This is a genomic window from Pedobacter sp. UBA4863 (assembly GCF_002399615.1).
In the GTDB taxonomy this organism is placed as follows: domain Bacteria; phylum Bacteroidota; class Bacteroidia; order Sphingobacteriales; family Sphingobacteriaceae; genus Pedobacter.
This window is the reverse complement of sequence record NZ_DHDZ01000044.1, coordinates 1-23,270: the sequence shown is the minus strand read 5'-3', so window position 1 is coordinate 23,270 and position 23,270 is coordinate 1. Positions and strand designations below refer to the sequence as shown.

The 23,270-nt window shown below is 37.8% G+C and carries 13 protein-coding genes; all 13 read left to right on the top strand.

Annotated elements, in window-relative coordinates; translation table 11 throughout:
- Nucleotides 1-47: 47 nt before the first annotated feature.
- The 13 genes from B3I52_RS11760 (at nucleotide 48) to B3I52_RS11700 (ending at nucleotide 23,225) form a co-directional block, all read left to right on the top strand.
- Nucleotides 48-407: a hypothetical protein gene (locus tag B3I52_RS11760; protein WP_293301477.1), complete on the top strand. Its 360-nt coding sequence runs from the start codon at nucleotides 48-50 to the stop codon at nucleotides 405-407.
- A gap of 1,371 nt (nucleotides 408-1,778) precedes the next feature.
- Entirely contained in the window at nucleotides 1,779-3,221 is a 1,443-nt protein-coding gene (locus B3I52_RS11755; protein ID WP_293301475.1) for a sialate O-acetylesterase, read from the top strand.
- 45 nt (nucleotides 3,222-3,266) lie between these two features.
- Nucleotides 3,267-4,139 (top strand): alpha/beta hydrolase, encoded by an 873-nt coding sequence (locus B3I52_RS11750; protein ID WP_293301473.1) that lies wholly within the window; start codon nucleotides 3,267-3,269, stop codon nucleotides 4,137-4,139.
- A gap of 56 nt (nucleotides 4,140-4,195) precedes the next feature.
- Nucleotides 4,196-6,205 (top strand): FG-GAP repeat domain-containing protein, encoded by a 2,010-nt coding sequence (locus B3I52_RS11745; protein ID WP_293301479.1) that lies wholly within the window; start codon nucleotides 4,196-4,198, stop codon nucleotides 6,203-6,205.
- A gap of 5 nt (nucleotides 6,206-6,210) precedes the next feature.
- The gene (locus B3I52_RS11740; protein WP_293301471.1) at nucleotides 6,211-7,542 is read left to right on the top strand and encodes a DUF3748 domain-containing protein; all 1,332 of its coding nucleotides are present in this window, start codon (nucleotides 6,211-6,213) and stop codon (nucleotides 7,540-7,542) included.
- A 190-nt stretch (nucleotides 7,543-7,732) separates the two neighbouring features.
- On the top strand, nucleotides 7,733-11,305 hold the full coding sequence (locus B3I52_RS11735) for a T9SS type A sorting domain-containing protein (RefSeq protein WP_293301469.1): 3,573 nt from the start codon (nucleotides 7,733-7,735) through the stop codon (nucleotides 11,303-11,305).
- Nucleotides 11,302-13,272, top strand: coding sequence for an FG-GAP repeat domain-containing protein (locus B3I52_RS11730; protein WP_293301467.1), 1,971 nt, complete (start codon nucleotides 11,302-11,304; stop codon nucleotides 13,270-13,272). The genes B3I52_RS11735 and B3I52_RS11730 overlap by 4 nt, the downstream gene beginning before the upstream one ends.
- Nucleotides 13,272-14,462 carry a sialidase family protein gene (locus tag B3I52_RS11725; protein WP_293301465.1) on the top strand — a complete coding sequence of 397 codons (1,191 nt, stop codon included), beginning with the start codon at nucleotides 13,272-13,274 and terminating at the stop codon, nucleotides 14,460-14,462. Before B3I52_RS11730 ends, B3I52_RS11725 begins: the two co-directional genes overlap by 1 nt.
- Nucleotides 14,463-14,932: 470 nt before the next feature.
- Entirely contained in the window at nucleotides 14,933-18,073 is a 3,141-nt protein-coding gene (locus tag B3I52_RS11720; RefSeq protein ID WP_293301463.1) for a SusC/RagA family TonB-linked outer membrane protein, read from the top strand.
- Between the two features lie 15 nt (nucleotides 18,074-18,088).
- A complete protein-coding gene (locus B3I52_RS11715) occupies nucleotides 18,089-19,675 on the top strand; it encodes a RagB/SusD family nutrient uptake outer membrane protein (RefSeq protein WP_293301461.1) in 1,587 nt (528 codons plus the stop codon).
- Nucleotides 19,676-19,694: 19 nt separating this feature from the next.
- Nucleotides 19,695-20,630 carry a DUF5017 domain-containing protein gene (locus B3I52_RS11710; protein WP_293301459.1) on the top strand — a complete coding sequence of 312 codons (936 nt, stop codon included), beginning with the start codon at nucleotides 19,695-19,697 and terminating at the stop codon, nucleotides 20,628-20,630.
- A 9-nt stretch (nucleotides 20,631-20,639) separates the two neighbouring features.
- A complete protein-coding gene (locus B3I52_RS11705) occupies nucleotides 20,640-22,295 on the top strand; it encodes a gliding motility-associated C-terminal domain-containing protein (RefSeq protein ID WP_293301457.1) in 1,656 nt (551 codons plus the stop codon).
- 27 nt (nucleotides 22,296-22,322) lie between these two features.
- Nucleotides 22,323-23,225 carry a PorP/SprF family type IX secretion system membrane protein gene (locus B3I52_RS11700; protein WP_293301455.1) on the top strand — a complete coding sequence of 301 codons (903 nt, stop codon included), beginning with the start codon at nucleotides 22,323-22,325 and terminating at the stop codon, nucleotides 23,223-23,225.
- Nucleotides 23,226-23,270 lie beyond the last annotated feature (45 nt).

Here is a 23,270-nt window from a genome sequence, read left to right as displayed (position 1 = left end):
TTTCCTAAATGCACAACAGGTATTTAATCAATTAAATATAAATTTCAATGAAAAAATTATTATTAACGCTATGCATAGCGTTTTCGGCTGTATTGTTTGCAAATGCACAAGATGCCCCTAAAAAACCAACTTCGTTTGTTTGGAATAAAACATCTTTAACAGAAATTGGTTGTGATGCAGACCAGATTAAAAAAATTGCGACTATCAACAAAGAGGCTTCCCAAAAAGCAAAACAAATAAAGGAAGATACTTCTTTGGATGAAAAAGCTCAAAAAGCAGCTATTAAAACAGCTACGAAAGAAAGAAATCAGGCTCGTTTGGCTGTTTTAACCGATGAGCAAAAGAAAAGAGTTGAAGAGATTAGTGCTAAATTAAAAGAAGAAGCAAAAGCGGCAACGGAGAACTAGAAGTTGTTGTTACTAATCCAAAAGGGATGAATGAGATTTGTATAATCTGTTCATCCCTTTTTTATTGAACTATACGTTAGCTCAAGCCCAATGTCATTAAGTTAAGCGTTGGCGGGGACGCCAACACTTGATTTTGCGGACCGTTGGCGTCCTCGCCAACGGGCTAAACTTTTTAAACTTAATGGCATTTAGCTCAAGCCTCAGTACAAATGGTTAATTGTTTTAGTACAGATACTTCAAAGCAAATGGTGCAAGCTGTAACATGCCGATACTTGGCATAGCTTGTATTAATTTATCGGAGTTGGAAAAGCGCTGTGTAGGGGATAAGGTGCTGTCGTTTTTTTGCGGCCGTTGGCGTCCCCGCCAACGGGCTAAACTTTCTTAACTTAACGTGAGTTTTGGATGTTTTGTGTTGTAGTCCCGAATTAATTTCGGGAGACGAAACGCCAATTTACCGTCACCTCCGATACTCGGAGCAAGCGCTGAATTTATTTCAGGTTCTGTTTAGCTAAATTAAGACCCAAAACTCACGTTGTATTAATTTATCGGAGTTGGAAAAGCGCTTTGCAGGTGATAAGATACTGTCGTTCACTAAAAAAAATCCATAATTCACGTTAGCTTAGTGGCATTGCATAGTTAAACCCTATGTGTTCCCCTGTGAAGTGGAAATTAAAAGAGGGGATACTGAACGACAATGTACTACAGGCATAATGGTGTATTGGAGCAACACACTAGGAACATACTAGGACCACAACAGTTATGGTGCACTTAACGTGCACTTGAGGTGGAGTTAAGGTGGACTTGAGGTGGACTTTTAAAATAGAAACAGATATTTGTTTTAAGGATGGATACCCTTAAATATAAAGTAAACTAAATTACTAAAAAATGGTGACACAAGAAGTGATAATTTCAATTTTGCGCTTTGATTTGAAGGCTAAGAGAATGTTGTTTAATCTAGGTTTTTGTTGTTTTTATTAGCTAGTTAAGGGTTAAAAACCTGTAATTTATTACAGTTGCCTTAGTTTCTATAAGTGTTCTATACTATTTCCGTCATTTCGATGAGGTACAAAGATAAATCTATGGATAGAGCTGTCGTTCTTTCCATATCCTCCTCGTGCTAATGTCTTGGAAGTGACGTTTGCTAAGGCTTTTAATGTGTTAAAACTATGGATTTCTAATCCATAGTGGTATATATTTAGGTGCTAATTAACTTGCAATACCATAAGCATGATAATATCCTACATACATTGGGAAATAAAAGTAATTGCAATGTTATTGGTTACAACTAAATTAGCAAAATACAACAGTAACAAGATAGAACATGATGATAGGCTGTCTTGAAATCTGTTTAATAACCAAGTATATATTGATATGAAATTCAAGTTTTTTTTAGGAGTACTTCCCCTGTTTTTTCTCAATTTAAATACTCAAGCTAAAGTAGTACTACCATCAATATTTTCAGATGGCATGGTGTTGCAACAACGCACAGAAGTTTCTATTTGGGGAAAATCGGAAACGAAAGGAGAGGTTGTAGTAACCACTTCATGGAATGGAAAATCTTACAAAGTTAAACCTGCATTGGGCAATTGGAGCATAAAAGTAGCCACCCCTAGCGCTGGTGGGCCTTACACATTGGTTATTAATGATGGCGATGAAACTAAATTAAATGACATCTTAATTGGTGAAGTATGGGTTGCTTCTGGTCAATCAAATATGGAAATGCCCCTAAAAGGTTTCAAAGATCAGCCTGTAACCAACTCTGCACAAATTATTAGAAATGCTAATAACGATAAAATTAGATTGTATTTGGGAGAAAAAGTAACTTGGTCAAAGCCATTAGATGATATAAAAGGAGAGTGGAAAGCTGCTACGCCAGCAGTGGTAGCCGATTTTAGTGCCGTAGGCTATACTTTTGCAAAAACACTACACGAAAAATTAAAGGTTCCTGTGGGCATTATCCAAGTAGCCTGGGGCGGTACGTTGGTGCAAGCCTGGATGAGCGCAAAAAGCTTAAACTCCTACCCAGATGTGAAAATTCCGGAAGATAACAATGCGGCATTTGCAAACAAAAATGTAGCTACAGGTTTATTCAACGGAATGATTAACCCTATTGTAGGTTACGGAATAAAAGGGGTAATTTGGTACCAAGGCGAACAAAATAGACATGAGCCAGAAAACTATTTGAAAATGTTTCCAGAAATGGTTAAAGACTGGAGGGCACGTTGGGGGCTGGGCGATTTTGCCTTTTACTATGTACAAATAGCGCCTTATATTGCTAAAACAGAAAAACTATCTAGGGCAATGTTAGAGTTACAACCAAAAGTACCATTTTTAAGAGAAGCTCAATTAAAAGCAGAAAGTGTAATCCCTAATTCTGGAATGGCAGTAATTATGGATGTAGGTGCGCAAAACACTATTCATCCGCCAGATAAACAAACCGTAAGCGATAGACTTTCATTTTTGGCCCTAAATAAAACTTATGGAATGACAAAGATTCCTTATCAAGGTCCAGTTTATAAAAGTCAAGTGATAACGGGAAATAAAGTATTTTTAAAATTTGATCATGCAAATGGTTTAAAGTTTATTGGTAATGCAAAAGAGTCTAACAACTTCGAAGTGGCAGGTAAAAATCAAGTTTTCTATCCAGCAAAGGCTAAAATTACAAAAGAAGGCATTACAGTTACCTCAACTGAAGTAGAGAATCCTGTTTCGGTACGTTATGCATTTAAAGCTTGGGTTCTTGGCGATTTAGTGAATAAACACGGTTTGCCAGCCTCATCTTTCCGTACAGACAATTGGGTAATACCCATGTAATACCTGTATCTGGTAACAACGAAAAATTAGAATTAAACTGAGAAAATGAATAAAAATATAAGCGTATTGTTGATGTTGTTGGTTTTGCCATTCATTAGCCTAGCGCAAGATGAAATGGCGGCGAAACGTTATCTGCCAGAAAAATACGATCATTATTTAGATTTATCTTATAAAACGGTAGGCGACTGGCAGGGAGTAATGGATTTATTTATCCCACAAAATACTACAAAATCTACACCTTTAATATTATTTGTACACGGCGGCGGATGGACACAGGGCTCAAAAGGAACTGCAAATCAGTTTAAGATTTTTTTTAAGCAAGGTTATGCAGTTGCTACCATAGCGTACCGTTTAGCTAAACATGCGCCTGCGCCTGCTGCAGTAGAAGACGTAAGAACTGCGCTATGTTTCTTATTGAAAGAAACAAAATACAATATCGATCCAAATAAAGTAGTGTTAATGGGAGGCTCTGCAGGTGGGCATTTGGCTTTGCTTGCAGGGTATCAAGGTAATAATAAGCAATTTGATACAGATTGCGATTATAAAAAACCAATTAAAATTGCTGCGATAATAAATAAATTCGGAATTACCGATGTTTGGGAATACATCAATTCTAAAAACGGAACTAGAAATGCCATTTGGTTGGGCAAGAAGGCCAAAGATCAAAACTTTGCGAAAGTTTTATCGCCTTTAATGTATGTTAACAAAACATCTCCACCTACTTTTTCTGTACACGGTACAGCAGATCAATCCGTAAATTATCAGCACTCGGTAAGGCTAAAAGAAGCACTAGATAAAAACGGAGTGAAAAATGAAATGATTACCGTTCAAGACGGCTTACATGGTAGATTTAGCTCAGCAAAAAATGCTGAAATCAATAGCGAAATCATTAAATTTTTAAAAAACTTGGGCATTTGAAATTAACAAAGCCCTAAACAACAAATCAACTAAAGAACAAATCAACCAATATAGTGATGAAACAAAAATGGATAACAGGCCTAGCTTTGCTTACCTCAGCTAGTTTACTTGCCTTTACGTTAAAAAAAGATATTAAACCTAAGCCAGCAGAAACGCCTAAGCTAAAAATATTGAAATACAATAATCCTGGTTTAGTGGTAGATTTAGGTGTTGGTTTATGGGCTTGGCCTGTTCCGGTAGATTGGGATGGCGATGGCGATATGGATATGCTGGTTTCTTGTCCTGATAAGCCATTTAACGGCGTTTGGTTCTTCGAAAATAAATCGGGAGACAAAATTCCGGTTTTCGAAAAGCCAGTTAGGCTAGGGCCTGCAGTGAAAAATATCCAAATATCTTATACCAACAACGGAAAAGCTCGCTACACCACTCCTGGAATAGAGCTTACCAACTTTACTAAAGATTTAGGGAAGAAAAAAACAAAGCTTTTTCCATCAGAAGAAATTCTTAAAGATTTAAAAGGCCGTAACCGTTTTAACCAATGGAAATTTGTTGACATTGATAACGACGGCGACGATGATATTGTTGTGGGTATTGATGATTGGGGAGATTACGGCTGGGATAACGCTTTCGATAAAAATGGTAATTGGACCAAAGGACCATTACGTGGTTTCCTCTATTTGATAGAAAACAACAATGGTAAGTACGAAAATAAAGGCCGCATACAGGCCGATGGTTTAGATATAGATGTTTATGGCGCACCTTCGCCCAATTTTGCCGATTTTGATGGGGATGGCGATTTAGATATTATTTGTGGCGAGTTTTTAGATAAAATGACTTATTTCGAAAATATCGGGACTAAAGAAAAACCAAAATTTGCTAAAGGGAAATACCTGATAGATGAAGCGGGTGCAATCATTAAAATGGATTTAGAAATGATTTTACCAACTGCTGTAGATTGGAACCAAGACGGTCATGTTGATTTAGTAGTTGGAGATGAAGACGGACGCGTAGCTTTGATAGAAAACACGGGAAAGAAAAAGAATGGGATGCCAATATTCAAAAAGCCTTACTATTTCAAACAAAAGGCCGATAATGTAAAGTTTGGTGCTTTAGCTACGCCAGTAGGGGTAGATTGGGACAATGATGGAAACCAAGACATTGTAGTGGGTAATTCGGCCGGACATATTGCTTTCATCAAGAACTTAGGTATGAATGGCGAAACACCAAAATTTGCTGCGCCGCAACTTTTAAAAAGTGATGGCAAGGTTATTCGTATCCAAGCCGGAGAGAATGGTTCTATTCAAGGGCCAGCAGAAGCCAAATGGGGCTACACTACCATTGCTGTTGCCGATTGGGATGGCGATGGCTTGAAAGACTTGGTCATCAATTCTATTTTTGGTGAAGTAATGTGGTACAAAAATATTGGTACAGCCAAAGCGCCAAAATTAGGCAAAGCACAAAACATAAAAGTAAAATGGGAAGCCAATGCAGCTGCACATAAACCTAGCTGGAACTGGTGGAACCCAAAACCAAATACCTTGGTAACACAATGGCGCACTACTCCATTTGTGGTAGATTGGAATAAAGATAAGCTCAACGATATAGTGATGTTGGATACTGGTGGCTATTTAACCTATTTCGAAAGATTTAAACAAGGCAAAGAGCTTTGGTTAAAGCCAGGTAAACGTATTTTCTACGGAACTAAATTTTCGGGCTATTCGCAAAAGCACGCTGTAATTGATAGCATACCTAATTTATTAAAGCTAAATACAGGCAAAGCGGGTCAAAGTGGGCGTAGAAAGTTTACCATTGTAGATTGGGATGGCGATGGTAAGTTAGATGTTTTGGTAAATAGCAATAATGCAACCTTATTAAGAAATACAGGTAGTAAGAAAAATGTAGTGCAACTAAGCGATGAGGGCACTTTAGATGCTTTAAACTTAGCAGGACACGATACAAGCCCAACTACGGTAGATTGGAACAAAGACGGTGTTCCTGATTTATTAATAGGTGCCGAAGACGGTCATTTTTATTACATGTTAAACCCTAGAGCCCAAAAAAAGTAGTTCGTATGTTCGATAAAAAAATAGTACAGTTAACCAATAGCGAAGTCGGGCATACGTTAAATACTGGTCAAGTATTTTCAGCTAATAACGAGTGGATAGTTTTTGATCATAGAAATAACGATGGTGATATTAAAATTACAGGTAGCATCGGTATCGTTAATACAAAAACGGGAGAAGAAAGAACCATTTATAAAACTACTAACCAAACAGCGCATGGGCCAGGTGTTGGTGCAGCTAGCTTTTCGCCTGTAACAGATAGGGTGATATTTATTCAAGGTATTCGCAATGCGGATGCTCAAAAACCTTATGATTTTACTCGCCGTACAGGCGTAGCAATAGACATCGATAAACCAGGACAACCCATTTTTATGGATGCCCGTAGTTTAGACAAACCTTATACCATTGGTGCTTTGAGGGGTGGTACGCATGCGCATTCTTGGAGTGGCGATGGTGAAATGATTAGCTACACCTATAATGATTATGTAATAGAGCAATTGGCAAAAACAGATGCTCGGGTTAAAGATTTACGCACTATCGGTTTAATGTTTCCCAAAAAGGTAGTTGTAGCAAATCTTGCTAATTTAGAAAATAACGATGGCGAAATGTTTTCCGTTTTGGCAGCAACAGTAGTTGAAAACCCTGTGGCAGGTAGCAATGAAATCGATAAAGCCTTCGACGAATGTTGGATTGGTAAAGATGGCTACATCAAAGCAGACGGCACTCGTCAACGCAAAGCAATTGCTTTTCAGGGTAACGTTAAAAATGCAAACGGCGAAACTATCACAGAAATTTTTGTAAGCGATATAGCGGATGACTTAACACAAAGCAATTTTAATGACAATGCAGCAGGCACAGCTACTACTAGGCCTGCGGTACCAAGTCAAATTACACAACGTCGTGTTACTTTTATGGCAAACTTGTCCCAATCACTAGGGAAAGGAGCTAAAGGCCCTCGGTTTTGGTTACGCAGCAGTGCAGATGGTAGCCGAATATTTTTTCTATCAGAAGATGATAAAGGTATAGTACAAGCTTATTCGGTATCATCCAACGCTCTCAATGGCGGAGAGATTAAACAGGTAACTAATAATGATTTTTCTATCGCTAGTCCTATCAACATCAGCCCAGACGGATTGTACTTATCTTACATTGCCGACCAAAGCGTGTTTATAACAGCAATATCTTCGGGCATATCGCAAAGACTTACGCCCAAATATCAAGCTCCAGAAAAATTAAATGGGGCTGTAGTATGGTCAAACGATGGAAGTAAAATAGCTTATAACAGATATGTGAAATCGGAGAATGGCGTGTTTTTACAGGTTTTTTTGCTTACTAAGTAAGCACAGGACCCCAAAAAATTCTTAGTGCTAAAACAAATGTTTTGGAATAGGTGAGGTGCATCAAAAAAGGTTCTAACAGAAGGCTTATATTATGATAATATCCTATATCAACTAGCGAACAAACGGGAAGTTATACTGTGTTCTGTGTTTTAAATTTGATTAAAACCTAATCAAATTTAAGCTTAATGGTATGAAGGATATACGCAATTTAAAAAGCGTTGTTATTTGCATTTCTATATTTTTATTAAATATTGCCAAAATAGCAGTTGCACAAACTGCTTTTCCGGGTGCGGTTATAGCGCAAAGTTCCACACCACTTACTAGAAACTATGCTTCGCCAAGTATTGCAATTTTACCCGATGGCACTTATGTGGTTTCTCATGATTACACAGGTACAGTTGCTGCTATTTATCGCTCAGCAGATAAAGGTTTAACCTGGAGTTTTACAACACAAATTCCTAACTGCCATTGGGCAACGCTGTTTGTTCATAACAATGCTTTGTACTTGATGGGAACAGCCAAATCATTTGGAGATATTGTAATTTACAAATCGTTGGATGGCGGATTTAGTTGGAGTAAAGCTACAGACCATACAAACGGATTATTGTTTGCAGGAAGGTACCACACAGGCCCCGTTCCTGTTGTTGTACACAACGGACGTATTTGGAGAGCTTACGAAGAAAGCCCTGATCCTAACAATGAGCGAGATTTTCATGCTTTTGTGCTTTCTGCTCCAGCAAATTCCAATTTATTAGATGCGTCGAACTGGACGAAATCAAACATCATGCGTTTTGATGAAAGCTGGCTAAACGCTAAACGACCAAATTGGTTTGAAGGCAATATGGTAGTAACACCAAGTGGCGAAATGATAGATTTTATGCGTTTAGAAACTTGGCAAGCAGTAGGCGGTGCTATGCCCATTACTACAGGTGGCGCAGCAGGTTTACAACGTTACGAGGTGGCAGCTAAAATATCGGTAAGTGCCGACGGAAGTACCATTTCCTTTAACAATACCGCAGCCGAATATGCACATTTCCCAGGAGCAGAATCTAAATTCACCATCCGTTACGATGCCACATCTGGTAAATATTGGACTATTGTCAGCAAAATAAGTACATTCACTTCTACTTGGGAAACCTACAACTTGCCTTCGCATCAGCGCAACGTATTGGCTTTATATTCATCGGCCGATTTGGTGAATTGGGAACATAAATACGATATCCTTAAATGGAATGAAGGTTATCCTGTAAAAACTTGGGATGTTTTTGGTTTTCAATATGCCGATTGGCAATTTGAAGGTGATGATATTGTTGCTGTAAGCCGTACTTCTTGGTATGGTGAAAGATACCATAATGCAAATCTTATTACTTTTCATCGCATAGCTGGATTTAGGACAAAACAATTGACAGATTCTCCAGCAGATTTATTGCCACAAACACAGTCAACCCCAATACTCTCTTGGAAGTTTAGCAATCCAGATGCTGCGGGCAATCAAGCCACAAGTACAACTACTTTTACCAATACCAATTTAAATGTAGCTACCCTAAGTAGAGGTATAGGTTTAAACAACACGGCAAGTTTATTACGCTCTTTCAATTCTACGGCAACTTCTCCAGCCAGTTCATTCGCAAACGCAATGACAAATGGCCAATACCTACAATTCGATGTAGCGCCTAAATCTGGTTATATGGCCGATATTCATAGTATTGATGCTAAATTACGAAGAAATAGCGCTGGGGCAGTTTACTACAAATGGGCTTACAGTACAGATGGTACAAACTTTACAGAAATTGGCGATTACAATATCCCATTTACCAGTACAGACAGCGAAGGTCTTATACAATCTACCATCCATGTGGGCGGTTTAACGCCACTTCAAAACCTTTCATATCCGCAAAAGGCCACCTTTCGTTTAGTATTTTGGGGTGCCATTAGCTCGTCTGGGGGTTTTGCCATAGGGCGATATCCTAGCGGAGATGATACGCCTAGTTTGGTAATTGGCGGTGAAGTGAAAGCTATTCCAGAAACAAAGCCAACATTATTGTCTTGGCAATTTAGTAGCCTGTCTGGAGAAACAGCAAACGTAAGTTCTACTACCACAAGTGCTAATGTTTATACATCTTTACTAGAAAGAGGTCCGGGCTTATCTCCTTATAGTTTAACAAGAGGATATTATTCTAAATTAACTTCTTATGGGCCAGCCGGCTCGGCCATAAATTCAAAAGAAGCAGCGCTTGCCAATCATGATTATATCACGTTTACAGTAAAGCCAAAAACTGATGTGGTAATGTCTTTAGCAGCATTAGAGGCTAAAATTCGGAAAAACAGTAATGGTCCACTTGCAGCAAGTTGGTATTACAGTGTAAACGGCGCTAGTTTTAAGGAAATCACTAAAAGTGCTAGCGTTTTAGTAGGAAACTCTGGCGGAGATGTGCAGCCCACTGTTGATTTATCTGCAATTGCCGAATTACAAAACCTAGATGATACCAAGACGGTAACTTTTAGGCTGTACGGATGGGGGGCTTTAACAGATTTAGGAGGTTTTGGCATTGGCGTAAATGCCGCTGGAGATACAAGTCCAGTTCTCGAATTAAAGGGAACTACAGTTTTTAATGGTGTAGATTTGGCCAATTGGAATTACGATTTGGCAGGGAAAGAAAATATGTCTATTCATGCCAATATCATTAACACTAATCATGTACAACAAGCTACTTTAGGTAGAGGCGGTACTGGAGCGGTATCTGCTAATAATTCTACCTATTCTTATGTAGCAACTTTTGCCCCAAGTAACGATTTTAGCACAGCCTTTAATACAAATGCTTTTTTTCAGGCTGCAGTAACCTTAAACAGTACTAAAAAAGTAAGTTTTAGTAGTATTAAAGCTCGTTTAAGAACATCGAATGGTAAATCTGTAAAAAACTATAAATGGTTTTACAGTTTAGATAATATCAACTATGTTGAAGTTGCCACAGGAAATACCAGCATTGGTTTTACCGACACACAAGGAGAAGTACAGCCAGAAGTAAACTTAAAAGGCATCAACACTTTAAAAAATTTAACAGGCAACACTACTGTTTATTTTAGAATTTACGCTTGGGGAGCAGATGCAACTGGAACGATTAGCGAAAGAGGTTTTGGTTTTGGAAAAGGCGAAAATAGCACTACAGGCAGAACCGTACTTACTTTTACAGGCACCATTGCCGATAACTTAGATGTTTTGCCAATTGATAATTTGGTTTTTGCAGGCAAGGCTAACAAAGGCTCGGTAACATTAAATTGGAGCACTACAACAGAAAAAGAAAATTCGCATTTCGAGGTGTTAAGAAGTACAGATGGAAAACAGTTCAACTATTTAAAGCGAGTGAATGGTAATGGAACGGCAACAACCAAAAGCAATTATCAATACTCAGACCAGAATCCTTTTTTGGGCTTAAATTACTATCAGTTAAAACAGGTAGATTTTAATGGTGTTACTCAGCTTTCAAAGCCCATAGTGGTAGCCGTTAAACTAAGCCAAAATAACTTTCAGGTACAGGCTCCTGCGCAAAGCGATATTGTAAATGTGTTTACAAAAAGTATTAATGGTGCAGCTACTATACAAATTTATGATATGGCTGGGAAAAAAATATGGCTCCAAAAAGTAAAACTAGCCAGTAGCAATAACAAATTAACATTCCCTGTTTTGTTGGTAAAGGGTGTTTACGTGGCCAGTTTATTTGTAGAAGGACAACCTGTAATTAACCATAAGTTTATAAAGGAATGATGCTGAAAATAAATTTTTTTATTGGTGTGATATGCCTATTGGGTTTAGGCACAAAAGCCCAAACAAATGCTAATTTCCTAACAAGTGGGCAGGCTATTAAAAATGGCACGGCTAACGGTATTGGGCAATTTGCATCACCATCTTTAACGGGGGTAATTGCAGGTATGGCAAAGGTGAACGATGACGATGATGCAGATCTCTTTTTAACAGGTGATGCTCGGCGACCAGGTACTTATTTGTATCATTTCAAGAAATTTACAGAAAAAGGAGAGCCCGTATTTTCGCAAGGTGAAAAAATTAAGCTCCCCTTCGAAGAAACAGGTGGGCAAAGAACAGTCGTTATCCAAACACCTTCCAAAAAAATACATGGTTTTTGGCGTTTTGGTGGCAAAATGTTAAAATCGGCAACTTTTGATAGAAACGCTAACGCTTTTGGTAAAACTAAGGATATCGCTATTACAGGCCTGCCTTCTGGAGCAACCACTTTTGGTGTGATAAGAACAGTGCAAGGCAAATACCTATTCCTGTTTACAATTTCAAAACCTAATAAAGAAAAAGTTAAGATAACCACCGATAGTGCTTATTATACACCCGAAGGTTTTTGGCCAAACGATTTAAACGAAGTAGGAATTTACGGTGCAGTAGCCAACAGCTTAGACAATCTGAGCAAGTTGGAAGCTAAGCAACTCACCTCCTTAGATCAAACCTACTATGGCATTAGCGGTTATACCAGTTACGAAGATAACACCGAACAATATCTCATCTATGGCACTAGGTTTGGTAATATTCATGCTCATAACATCATAAATGAGGAATTAGCTCCATTAAAATATGTGATAGATAAAAACCATATTCTTCACAGAAGCCCGTCTGTAAACGGATATGTAGCCTATTTTAAAGGGTCACAAAATAAAGAAGGTTTATTCGTTTCTGGAGAAGGCAGTATTGTGTTTTATCCTAATACAAAACAGAAAGATAAAAATGGAAATTTAATTTTTTCAGACGCATTGCCGCTGAAGCAAGAAAATCCATTATTGTATGGTGGTTCGTTAGTGGTGCCAAGCCTTGCCGATTGGGATGGTGATGGTGTAATTGATATGATTTCTGGAAATTCGGTCGGTAAAATCCTGTTTTTTAAGAATACTGGCACTAACCAAAATCCGGCTTACCAAGATCCGGTAGCCTTAAAGGCGGGCGGCATAGATATTCATGTGCAACCTGGTTACAGAGAAGATATACAAGGCCCTCAAGAAGCACGTTGGGGCTATGTTTGCCCCGTAGTTTACGACTGGAATGGCGATGGTTTGCCCGATATTCTTTTTGGAGATAGTCGTGGGAAATTTATGGTACACCTTAATATAGGAACAAAAACAAAACCTGAACTAGCTGTAGAAAAGCCATTGTATATTAAAGGATTAGATGTGCATGGTGGATGGCGCTCTACGCCTGGTGTTGCAAATATGGCAGGTAAAGATGCTTACGTGATTTTAGATGCCGATAATCAGTTTCATTTATATTATAAAATAGATGCCTATAATATAAGCGATGGCGGAAAGCTCAAATTAACCGATGGTTCCTACATCAACGGTCATAGACGTAAAGGTGGACAGGTAGGCAGAGCTAAAATTCATATTGTAGATTGGGACGGCGATGGGGTAAAAGATATGTTGGTTGGAACGGGCAGGGGGGCTTCTATTCCCAATGCAAAAACAGGGTTGCCTTATAACCGTAAGAAGAAAAATGAAGGAGCTGCGGTACTGTTTATGCGAAATGTAGGAACAGATTCCGAGCCCGTATTTGAGTTTCCTAAAATGATGAAGTTTAAAGGAGAAGACATTTTGTTAGGTGCGCATGAATGTGCGCCAACTACAGCCTATATTGGCGGCAACGGAAAAACCTTAAATCTTGTAGTAGGTACAGAGTACGGAACTTATATGTTTTACGATAGAAAAGACTTATCATGGTAATGAAATTATTTAAACTTGCTTTTTTAAGCTTATGCGGATTAATTGCACTAAATGTAAAAGCACAAGAGGCCAATTTTAGCGAAGTGCCTGGTACTGTAATAGCGCACAAACCCAAAAGTGGTAAGGTTTATTTGGGCTCGCCAAGTATCTGTAAGTTACCAAATGGCGATTATTTGGTTTCTCACGATAACTTTGGTCCTTCTACAAAAGAACATGAAATGGCCATTTCAAATATTTACCGCTCTACTAATAAAGGTAAAACATGGCGATTAGTAACAGAAATTAATGGTGCTTTTTGGTCTAAATTGTTTGTGCACAATAAAGAAGTTTATTTTATAGGTACCAATAAACATCATGGCAATTTAATTTTACGTAAATCAACAGACAATGGTAGCACATGGACAGCACCTGTTGATACAAATAGCGGCTTATTGTTGCAGGGCGAATATCACGTAGCGTCAACACCGCCAATTTATAGTAATGGCCGTATCTGGAGAGCTATTGAAGATGCTTCGGGAACTGATCGAAAAATATGGGGCCCACGTTATGCTGCTATGATGATTTCTGCTCCTGAGGATGCAGATTTGCTAAAAGCAGAAAGTTGGACAAAAAGTAATTTCATCCCTATGGATAGCACTTATCTTAACGGAAAATTTGGTGGATGGGTAGAAGGAAATGCGCTTGTTGCGCCTAATGGGGAATTGGTTAATGTACTAAGGGTACATGACAAAGGTAGTTTTGATGAAAAAGCAGCTATTGTTAGAATAAGTACAGATGGCAAAGTAGCAACTTTCGATCATGCTAAAGACTTTATTCTTTTTCCGGGAGGAAGTAAAAAGTTTGTGATTAAATATGATAAGAAATCTAAAAAATATTGGTCGCTGGTTAATTATGTGCCAGAAGATGTAAAATTGGGAGCCAAAAAATTGCCGAAGGTTAAATTCTCCACCCATATTCGAAATACATTGGCCTTATGTAGTTCTACTGATTTGATGAACTGGCAAGTTAACAAGATTGTTTTACAGCATCCAGATATTTTGAAGCATGCTTTTCAATATGCCGATTGGTTGGTAGAAGGCAAAGATATTCTTTTTGTTTCAAGAACCGCTTTTGACGATGGTTTAGGAGGGGCTGCCAATAATCATAATAACAACTTTATCACTTTCCATAAAATCAAGAATTTTCGATAACTATCCAATGTGGTGAAATAGTTATTTATCAAATATTTTACCAAAAAGCCAATGAAGTCTCTTTATACTATTGTATTTTGCAAACTTTTGTTTTTCTTACTGTAGGAGCATATGCTTAGTTAAGCAAGGCAGTATTGTATAAATGGTTATATGATAAAATCCTATAATAAATAGCTAATAATCACAATTAGAGTAATGGGTTTATATGCTAATTTTATAATATTATAAATGCAACCGAATAATAAAATAGAAGAGATAGTTTCTTGTGCTAGCTCTTAAAAAAACTAAATGAACTTAAAATGAATACGGGTATGGGTATCAGGTAGTGCAATAGGTCAGCAAATAAATTAACACATTAATTTCTCTCGTTTTTTATAACTAAATAAAGCAAGTTTTTATTTAGGTAGCTTTTGCTTTGCCTAAATAATAAGGTTGCGATCAATATGTATGAATTTAAAATTGAAGCAATAATGCAGAGGCTATTAAAATCTAAAAAGCTTTTATGGGCGGTGTTGGTACTGTTTAGTGCGCTACCTACGTTTGCACAACAGAACCTCAAATCGTTTAGCGGTACAATAACAGACGAAGAAGGAGGTGTTTTGGTTGGTGTTTACGTACGTATGAAGGAAGATACCAAAAGAAGTGCGGTGTCTGATAAAGACGGTAAATTTTCTATCAAGGGAAAAGATAACGAGCTAGTTGTTTTTACACTAATTGGTTATCAACAACGTGAAATTCTCGCTAAAAACATAGGGAATAGTCCAATTAAGCTAAAGGAAGACCTTACTTCGTTGCAAGAAGTGGTGGTTATTGGCTACGGACAGGTAAGTAAACAGGATCTCACCGGTTCGGTAGGGCAGGTTAAAATAGAAGAAATGACTAAAGCACCTGTTACTTCATTCGAAGAAGCTTTGGCAGGTCGTATTGCAGGTGTGCAAGTTTCGTCAAACTCAGGTCAACCCGGCGACGATGTTAGTATTACCATTCGTGGAGGTAACTCCATAACCCAAAGTAATGCACCTTTATATGTAGTAGATGGTTTTCCTATTGAAGATTTCAACGCAAGCTCTATCAATCCAGACGATATCGAATCTATTAGCGTATTAAAAGATGCTTCGGCAACAGCTATTTATGGAACTAGAGGTGCAAACGGTGTAATTATTCTCGAGACTAAAAAAGGAAAAATAGGTAAGCCCCAAGTATCTTACAATACATTTGTAGGTCTGCACCAAGCAAACAAAAAAATGGACTTGATGAACCCGTACGATTTTGTAAGGTATCAGATAGAAAGAGGGCCTTCAATGGTAGATGCTTATCTTACCAGGCCTAACTTAACTTTAGAAGATTATAAAAATGCTGATGCTATAGATTGGCAAGATCATTTGTTTACCAATGGTTACGTTCAAAATCATAGTCTCTCGTTAAGAGGAGGAACAGCGCAGACTAAATATTCGGTTTCTGGAAATTTTGTAGATCAAAATGGAGTAATCATCAATTCGGGGTTAAGCAGAAAGCAGTTTAGGGCCACCTTAGATCAGTCTATTAATAAAAACTTGAAGTTTTCTTTGAATTTAAGCTATGCAAATGATAAAAACAATGGGCAAACTGTTGCCAGCCAGGCTTCTAGTCAAAATGCTTACGCAACCTATTTAATGTATAGGGTTTGGAGTTATAGGCCAATAACTTCCGGTTCTAGTGATGATTTGTTTGAAGACCTTTTTGACGAGGACTTTTCTACGGAATCGGTACTAATTATGAACCCAATTGTTTCTACAAAAAATGAAATAAGGCAACAAACAAGAAATACCCTTAATTTTAATGGAGGCATAACCTACGATTTTCTAAAAGACTTTAAATTAAATATTAGGGGAGGTTTCAATTCTCGCTTAACCCGTAACGAAAGCTTTAATAACTCTAATACCTACAGGGGTTTTTATACAGCAAACAACCTAAACGGTGTAAACGGCTCAGTTTACGACATTACATTAAATGATTGGGTAAATGAGAACACATTAACATATAAAAAGAAGATAGATAGAAATAATTCGTTCGATGTGTTGGTTGGGGCAACTGTTCAGGGTACAAATAGCGATAATTATGGTTTTTTGGCTACCAATGTTCCGCAAGAAGAATTGGGATTAAAAGCTTTAGAATACGGTATTCCTAGGTCAGTTAGATCTTCCTCAACAGCAAACGCCTTACTATCGTTCTTAAGCAGGGTTAACTACAATTATAAATCAAAGTATTTATTTACCGTTTCGGTAAGGGCAGATGGTTCATCAAAATTTAAAGCCGAAAACAGGTGGGCTTACTTCCCTTCAGGAGCCTTTGCTTGGCAGTTAGGTAGAGAGCAATTCATGAAAAACTTACAGTTTATTTCGGGCTCTAAACTAAGGTTAAGTTATGGTGTAACCGGTAACAACAGAATTAATGATTTTTCTAGGTTGCAAAGTTTAGATATTGCAGATTATTATGGCTTAAATGGAAGCGGTCCAGAATATACAGTTAACCCTAATAACCTGGGAAATGACAATATTACTTGGGAAAAAACATCACAGTTTGATGCAGGTTTAGAAATTTCGTTCTTTAAAAATAGGATTAACCTAGTGGTTGATGCCTATAAAAAAGTAACAGACGATTTACTGTTAAACGCAAATATTCCATTATCTAGCGGTTATAATACGGCTTACCGAAATGTAGGTAAAATACAAAATACCGGTTTAGAGTTTACTTTAAGTACCGTTAATGTTAAAACTAAAAACTTTTCTTGGAGTAGCGATTTTAATATCTCATTCAACAGAAATAAAGTGTTGGAACTTGCCGATGGCCAATCTAGCCTGTTAAGCACTGTTTCGCTTACCGGAGATTACAACGGTACGCCACTTTACTTAGCACAAATAGGAAAGCCAGTAGCTTCTTATTACGGATTAGTATGGGCGGGTAACTATCAGTACGATGATTTCATTAAAAGAGCTGATGGCAGCTACTATCTAAGAGGTGATGTTGCCTACCATGGAACAGCTAGGGCAGATATAAAACCCGGAGATATTAAATATGTAGATCAAAATGGAGATGGCGAAGTAAATGATTTTGACATGGTAGTGATGGGAAGGGCGTTGCCAATTCATATAGGAGGTTTAAACAATAGTTTCACCTATAAGAACTTTAGCTTAAGTGTGTTTTTGCAATGGAGTTATGGTAACGATATCATGAATGCCAATAGGTTAATGTTAGAAGGAAACCCTGCCGATAGGCCTATCAATCAATTTGCTTCTTACAATAATAGGTGGACACCTGAAAACCCAAATAACACTTATTATCGTACTGGAGGCGCTGGCCCAAGAGGAGTTTATTCTACTAGAACACTGGAAGACGGTTCTTTTTTACGCTTAAAAACAGTACAATTGGGATACACCCTGCCTAAGAAATTGGTGAAAAGCATTTCTAATCTACAACTTTATGCTTCAGCCCAAAATCTGTTTACCTGGAGCAACTATTCGGGAATGGATCCAGAGGTATCAACCAAACATTCTATCCTAACGCCTGGGTTTGATTACTCGGCTTACGCCAGAAATAGAATATTAACAATGGGATTAAAAGTAGCATTTTAAAAAAGGGAAGAAGTTATGAGAAAATTTAAGATATATATATTATTGCTAATTGCTTCATTAAGTTTTGCCTGCAGTAAAATATTAGATATAGATGCCGGTAAGCACATTATTTTAGAAGAAGACTATTATAAAACAGAAGAGCAGTTAAAAGCTGCTTTACGTGGAGCTTATTCAACCTTGGCCGAAGGAAACCTATACGGTGGTAATATGTTGGGCAGAATGGGACTAGATGCAGATGAAGGCTATGAGTCGTACAATTCTGATTTAAACACCGTTGGCGATTATAATGTTTATGCTACCGATTCGAAAATATTAGGTTACTACAGAATGAGTTACCGAGGCGTAAACAGAGCTAATTTATTGCTCGAAAGCGTCGATGACCCAGCGATTAAGATTAGCGAAAAAGAGCGTAACCACATTAAGGGGCAGGCTCTTTTTTTAAGAGGTTATTTCCATTTTATGCTAGCCAATAAGTTTGGGGGCATTCCGCTTATGTTAAAAGCAACTCGTCCAAATGCTGTAAAAACCGAAGACTTGCAAGTGCCAAGAGCTTCTTTGAAAAATGTTTACCTGTCTGTTATTGCCGATTTAGAAACTGCTGCAGATTTATTGAAACCTATGGCAGAAGTTAACACCGGAACACAGGCTTCCAAATCGGCGGCATGGGCTATGTTAACTAGAGTGTGTTTGTATATGGCAGGCCAACCGGTTAACGAAACGAGTAAATACGCCGAGGCTGCCAAATGGGCCAAAAAAGTCAAAGATGAAAACTATCATGATCTAAACCCTTCGTATGAGAGAGTATTTGTAAACTATGCTACAGACGTAATGGATGCAAAGGAAAGTATTTTCGAAGTAGATTTTTATGGAAATGGTACCGGTATCTTTGCTACAACCGGGGGCTCTGTTGGTAGGCTTAATGGTATCCAATATCCATTAGACGAAAGCAATATCGGTTATTCTAATGGCATACTTCGTTCTACCTCTTATTTATTCGATTTATATAAAACAGGCGATACGAGAAGAGATTGGACAATAGCACCTTACCAATATACAGGAACACCTAGGGTAAAAGTAAACTGGACACCACAAACAACAACATTTGCTAGGTTTTGTGGCAAATTTAGAAGAGAAAGTGAAACGCTGTTGCCTAAAAGTAGTGTTTATACTCCTCAAAATTACCCAATCATGAGGTACTCAGACGTACTGTTAATGTATGCAGAGGCTTTGAATGAAATGCCAGGTGGCGATAAAGACTTAGCCAAAGAGCAAATAAACATCGTTCGTAGAAGAGCTATTTTAGATGGTACAACAGATCGCGAAATTACCACTACAGATTATACGGCCCTAAAAGAAATAATTATCGAAGAAAGGGCCAGAGAGCTTTGCTTCGAAGGATTAAGGAAAAATGATTTGGTACGTTGGGGAATATTTACAACTTCTATGCAATACTTAAGCGGCTTGGTGCCAGTTGGTACAACATCATACATTGTTGCTGCTCGTACTTACTACGCAAATGCCAAAGCGAGAGATGTGCTATGGCCTATACCTACTTATGAAATGACGGTAAATAGATTGTTAACCCAAAATGTTGGATGGTAAATTAGAAGTTATGAAAAGTATGAAAATTTTATACAGTTTACTACTTGCAGCTGTTTTTATGGGTTGCGAGAAAGAATATGAAGTAAAAGAACCTTCTTTAAAAATTAATTTAGATAAGCAAACCTATAAAGTAGGAGATACCATCACTTTTGATTTTGATGGCGATGCCGATTTTATTACGTTTTATTCTGGCACTAAATTAAATGATTACCAGTTTGCTCATAAAGAAAGAATATACGATGCCGAAATGCTACTTTCTTTTAGGTTTGCAAAGTATTCAGGGGCAAATGCTGATGTTGCGCAGCTAAAGTACTCTACCAATTATAATGGTGCTGGTACAATAGCGGCGGTACAAGCAGCTACTTGGAATGACTTTCCGCCAGGTGCTTTTAATTATCCTATTAGTATTGGCGTGTCAGCAGCAGATGCCGTACATTCTGGAAACTTTAACATCAATAGTTTATTTGTTGACGAAAATACGCCAGTTTCTTTTTGTTGGTTTTTTAATACGCCAGCAGGTGTGCAAAGAACCCAAGCTTACATAGAAGGTTTTAAGGTTTTTGGTAACGTAACTTCAGATCCAACCTTGTCTGGAGATATTTACACCTTTGGCGACATGGGTTTTAAGGTGTTGTACGACGCTAACCAGTTTACGGATAGTGGTACTAGCTTGCCCAACGTAAATGCTACTCGAGTTTTGTGGACAGGGGTTTATGTGAATACAATAGACAAAGAAGGTTATGCCGTTACAGTTCCTATTTTGAGGAAAAATACGGTGAACCTTGGTATAGACAAGCCAATTGTAGTAAAATCTGTGTCCGATCCGGAGTCGTCTTCGTACAGATACGTATATGCTACACCGGGTACTTATAAAGCAGCTTTTGTAATTGCTAATAGGAGTGTTTATGGCCGTAAAGAAGTAGTTAAAGAGATAGAAATCAACATAGAACCTTAAGATTTTGGTATGAAAAAATATTTAGTAATTATTGTGTGTCATCTGTTCTTTTTGCCGTTATTTATAAAGGCACAGGTAAGCAGCACTATTCTCTCTTGGAATGCAGCTGCGGCAACACCAGGCACCCAAAATGCAACAGTTAATAACGTCAACCTACAAACTGCGGTATTAAGCCGTGGTCCATCGCTTATTTATAGCAACTCATCAACAAATTCATACATTGCTGCTTTCCCTATTGGGCAAGATAAAGCTGCAGCTAAAAATACAGGCTCATATTATCAAATGACCGTACAGGCAAAACCGGGATACTATGTTTCTTTAGGTGCTATAGCCTCTACATTAAGAAGGTCGTCACCTACATCTCCAGATAGTTACAGATGGACATATAGCCTCGATGGGACTACATTTAAAGAGGTTGGTCAAAATGATGTTGTTGTTTCAAGAACAGCTGTAGATAATAATAATGGAGAAGTGCAAGCACCCATTGATCTATCAATGGTGATGGAATTGAAGTATGTGCCATCTACAACTACAATTACATTTAGAATGTATGCTTGGGGAGCAACTTCAGATAATACTTCGTCAGCTAATTTCGGCTTTGGTAAGTTTTCAGCAACGGTGCCATCTATTATTTTTAGTGGTTTTGTTACAGATGCAGTGCCAGCCATACATACCATCACATTTGATTCGAAAGGAGGAACATCAGTTTCTTCTACAATACAATATCATAACTCAAAAATTATGGCTCCAACAGAGCCAACAAGGGTAGATTACGGTTTTGGAGGTTGGTATAAGGACGAAGACTATACCTCAAAATGGGACTTCAATACCGATATTGTTCAGGACAATATTACTTTATATGCCAAATGGAATGACCCAAGGCAAACGATTACTTTTCCTCCAATTGGAGATAAAGCATTTGGCATAACTCCGTTTGAGCTCAATGCAACATCAAACTCTGGTTTACCAATAACTTACGAAGCGCTAACCAACAATATTAGTATTAATGGTGCTACCTTAACTATCACAGGGGTTGGTTTGGCAACTGTTAAGGCTATTCAACCTGGCGATGGAAATTACAATCCTGCAACTCCTGTGGAGGTTAGTTTCAACATTAATAAAGGATTACAAATTTTAACTCTTGATCAATCGGGCCCTTTTAGCCGTTATGCTGCACCAATTAGTTTAACAGCAACTAGCAGTGCTAATTTACCAGTTACTTTTTCGGCTAATGAACCTACGGTAGCGGTTCTTACGGCTGATAATAAGTTAATAATTAAGGGGCTGGGAACTATAAAGATAGTTTTGTCACAAGCCGGAAATGAATTTTATATGCCTGCCGAAGTATCAAAAGAGGTGTTAATCCATACCGCAGGTAGTTCACAATTATTGGTGGTGCAAGCCTTATCTCCTAACGACGATGGTATCAATGACGTATTCATTATTGAAGGAATTAAAGCTTATCCAGAAAACCAGGTAAAAATTATGAATCGTGGTGGTAATCTGGTTTACGAGAAAAAAGGTTACGATAACGATAGTGTAGTTTTTGCAGGAAAAAGCAATGGAGGCGATAAGCTTCCCGATGGTACATACTATTATTCAGTTGAATACAAGCAAAATGGACAATGGCAGCAAAAAAAAGGATACCTTTTTATAAAAAAATAAGACTTTGCTGATTTAATATTTAGTAAGATGAAGATTAAAAATATAATGGCGGTAATAGCGCTTTGCAGTGTGCAATTAGTGGTTAGAGGGCAACAAAGCACAAGTTATAGCCAATATGGAGTTGCCGTTACACCTATTAATACGGCAGGTAGTTTTCTTTCAAAAGAAACTCAAATAAATTTAATTGGTCGCTACCAATGGGTAAATTTAGAAGGTGCACCAACAGCATATCGGTTAGCAGCTAGTATGCCCTTGGGTAAATCCGATTTGCGAGTGGGTTTAAATATTAAGCATGAAAATGTATCCGTAGAAAAGTTAGGGGAAGCCTTAGCTTTTGTAGGAAAAGAGGTGCGTTTGTCGGCTAATGATTACTTGGCACTTTCGGTAGGAGCGGGTGTAAGTTACTACAATGGTAATTTTGCACAGCTTTCTTCAACCGATCCTATGTTTAGCAACGATCTAAAAGAAACCGATGGAATACTTTCTGCCAGTTTAATGTATTATCGCCAAGATAAATTGTATGCAGGAATTTCTTTACCTCGTTTAACTTTTTCTAAAATTGGATTAGGTTCTAGCTCAATGAATTATGATGCTGGTTTACTGTATCAATTTACAGCAGGGGCGGTTGTTCCTTTGGGAGCAGATTTCGATGTAAAACCCGCAACTTTAGTAAACTATGCTAAAAACTTAGATTTTCAAGCAGACATTTCGGCAATCTTTTATTTGAAAAAAACGTTTGGCTTGGGTGCAAATGTGAGAACAGAAGGAGAGATGGCCGCATTGGCAAGTTTGCTTGTCAAAAATTTAAACATTGGTTTGGGTTATCAGTTTGCAACCAGCAATAGTGCTTTAAGTAGAACTTTTAATAACAGTACTTACGAGTTTAGTTTAACCTACCGTTTCGGCAAAGGTTTTGGCGGCTTATTGTAAGTAACTATAGAAGTTAATTAGTAAGGGGCTGTCTCAAAAGAGATA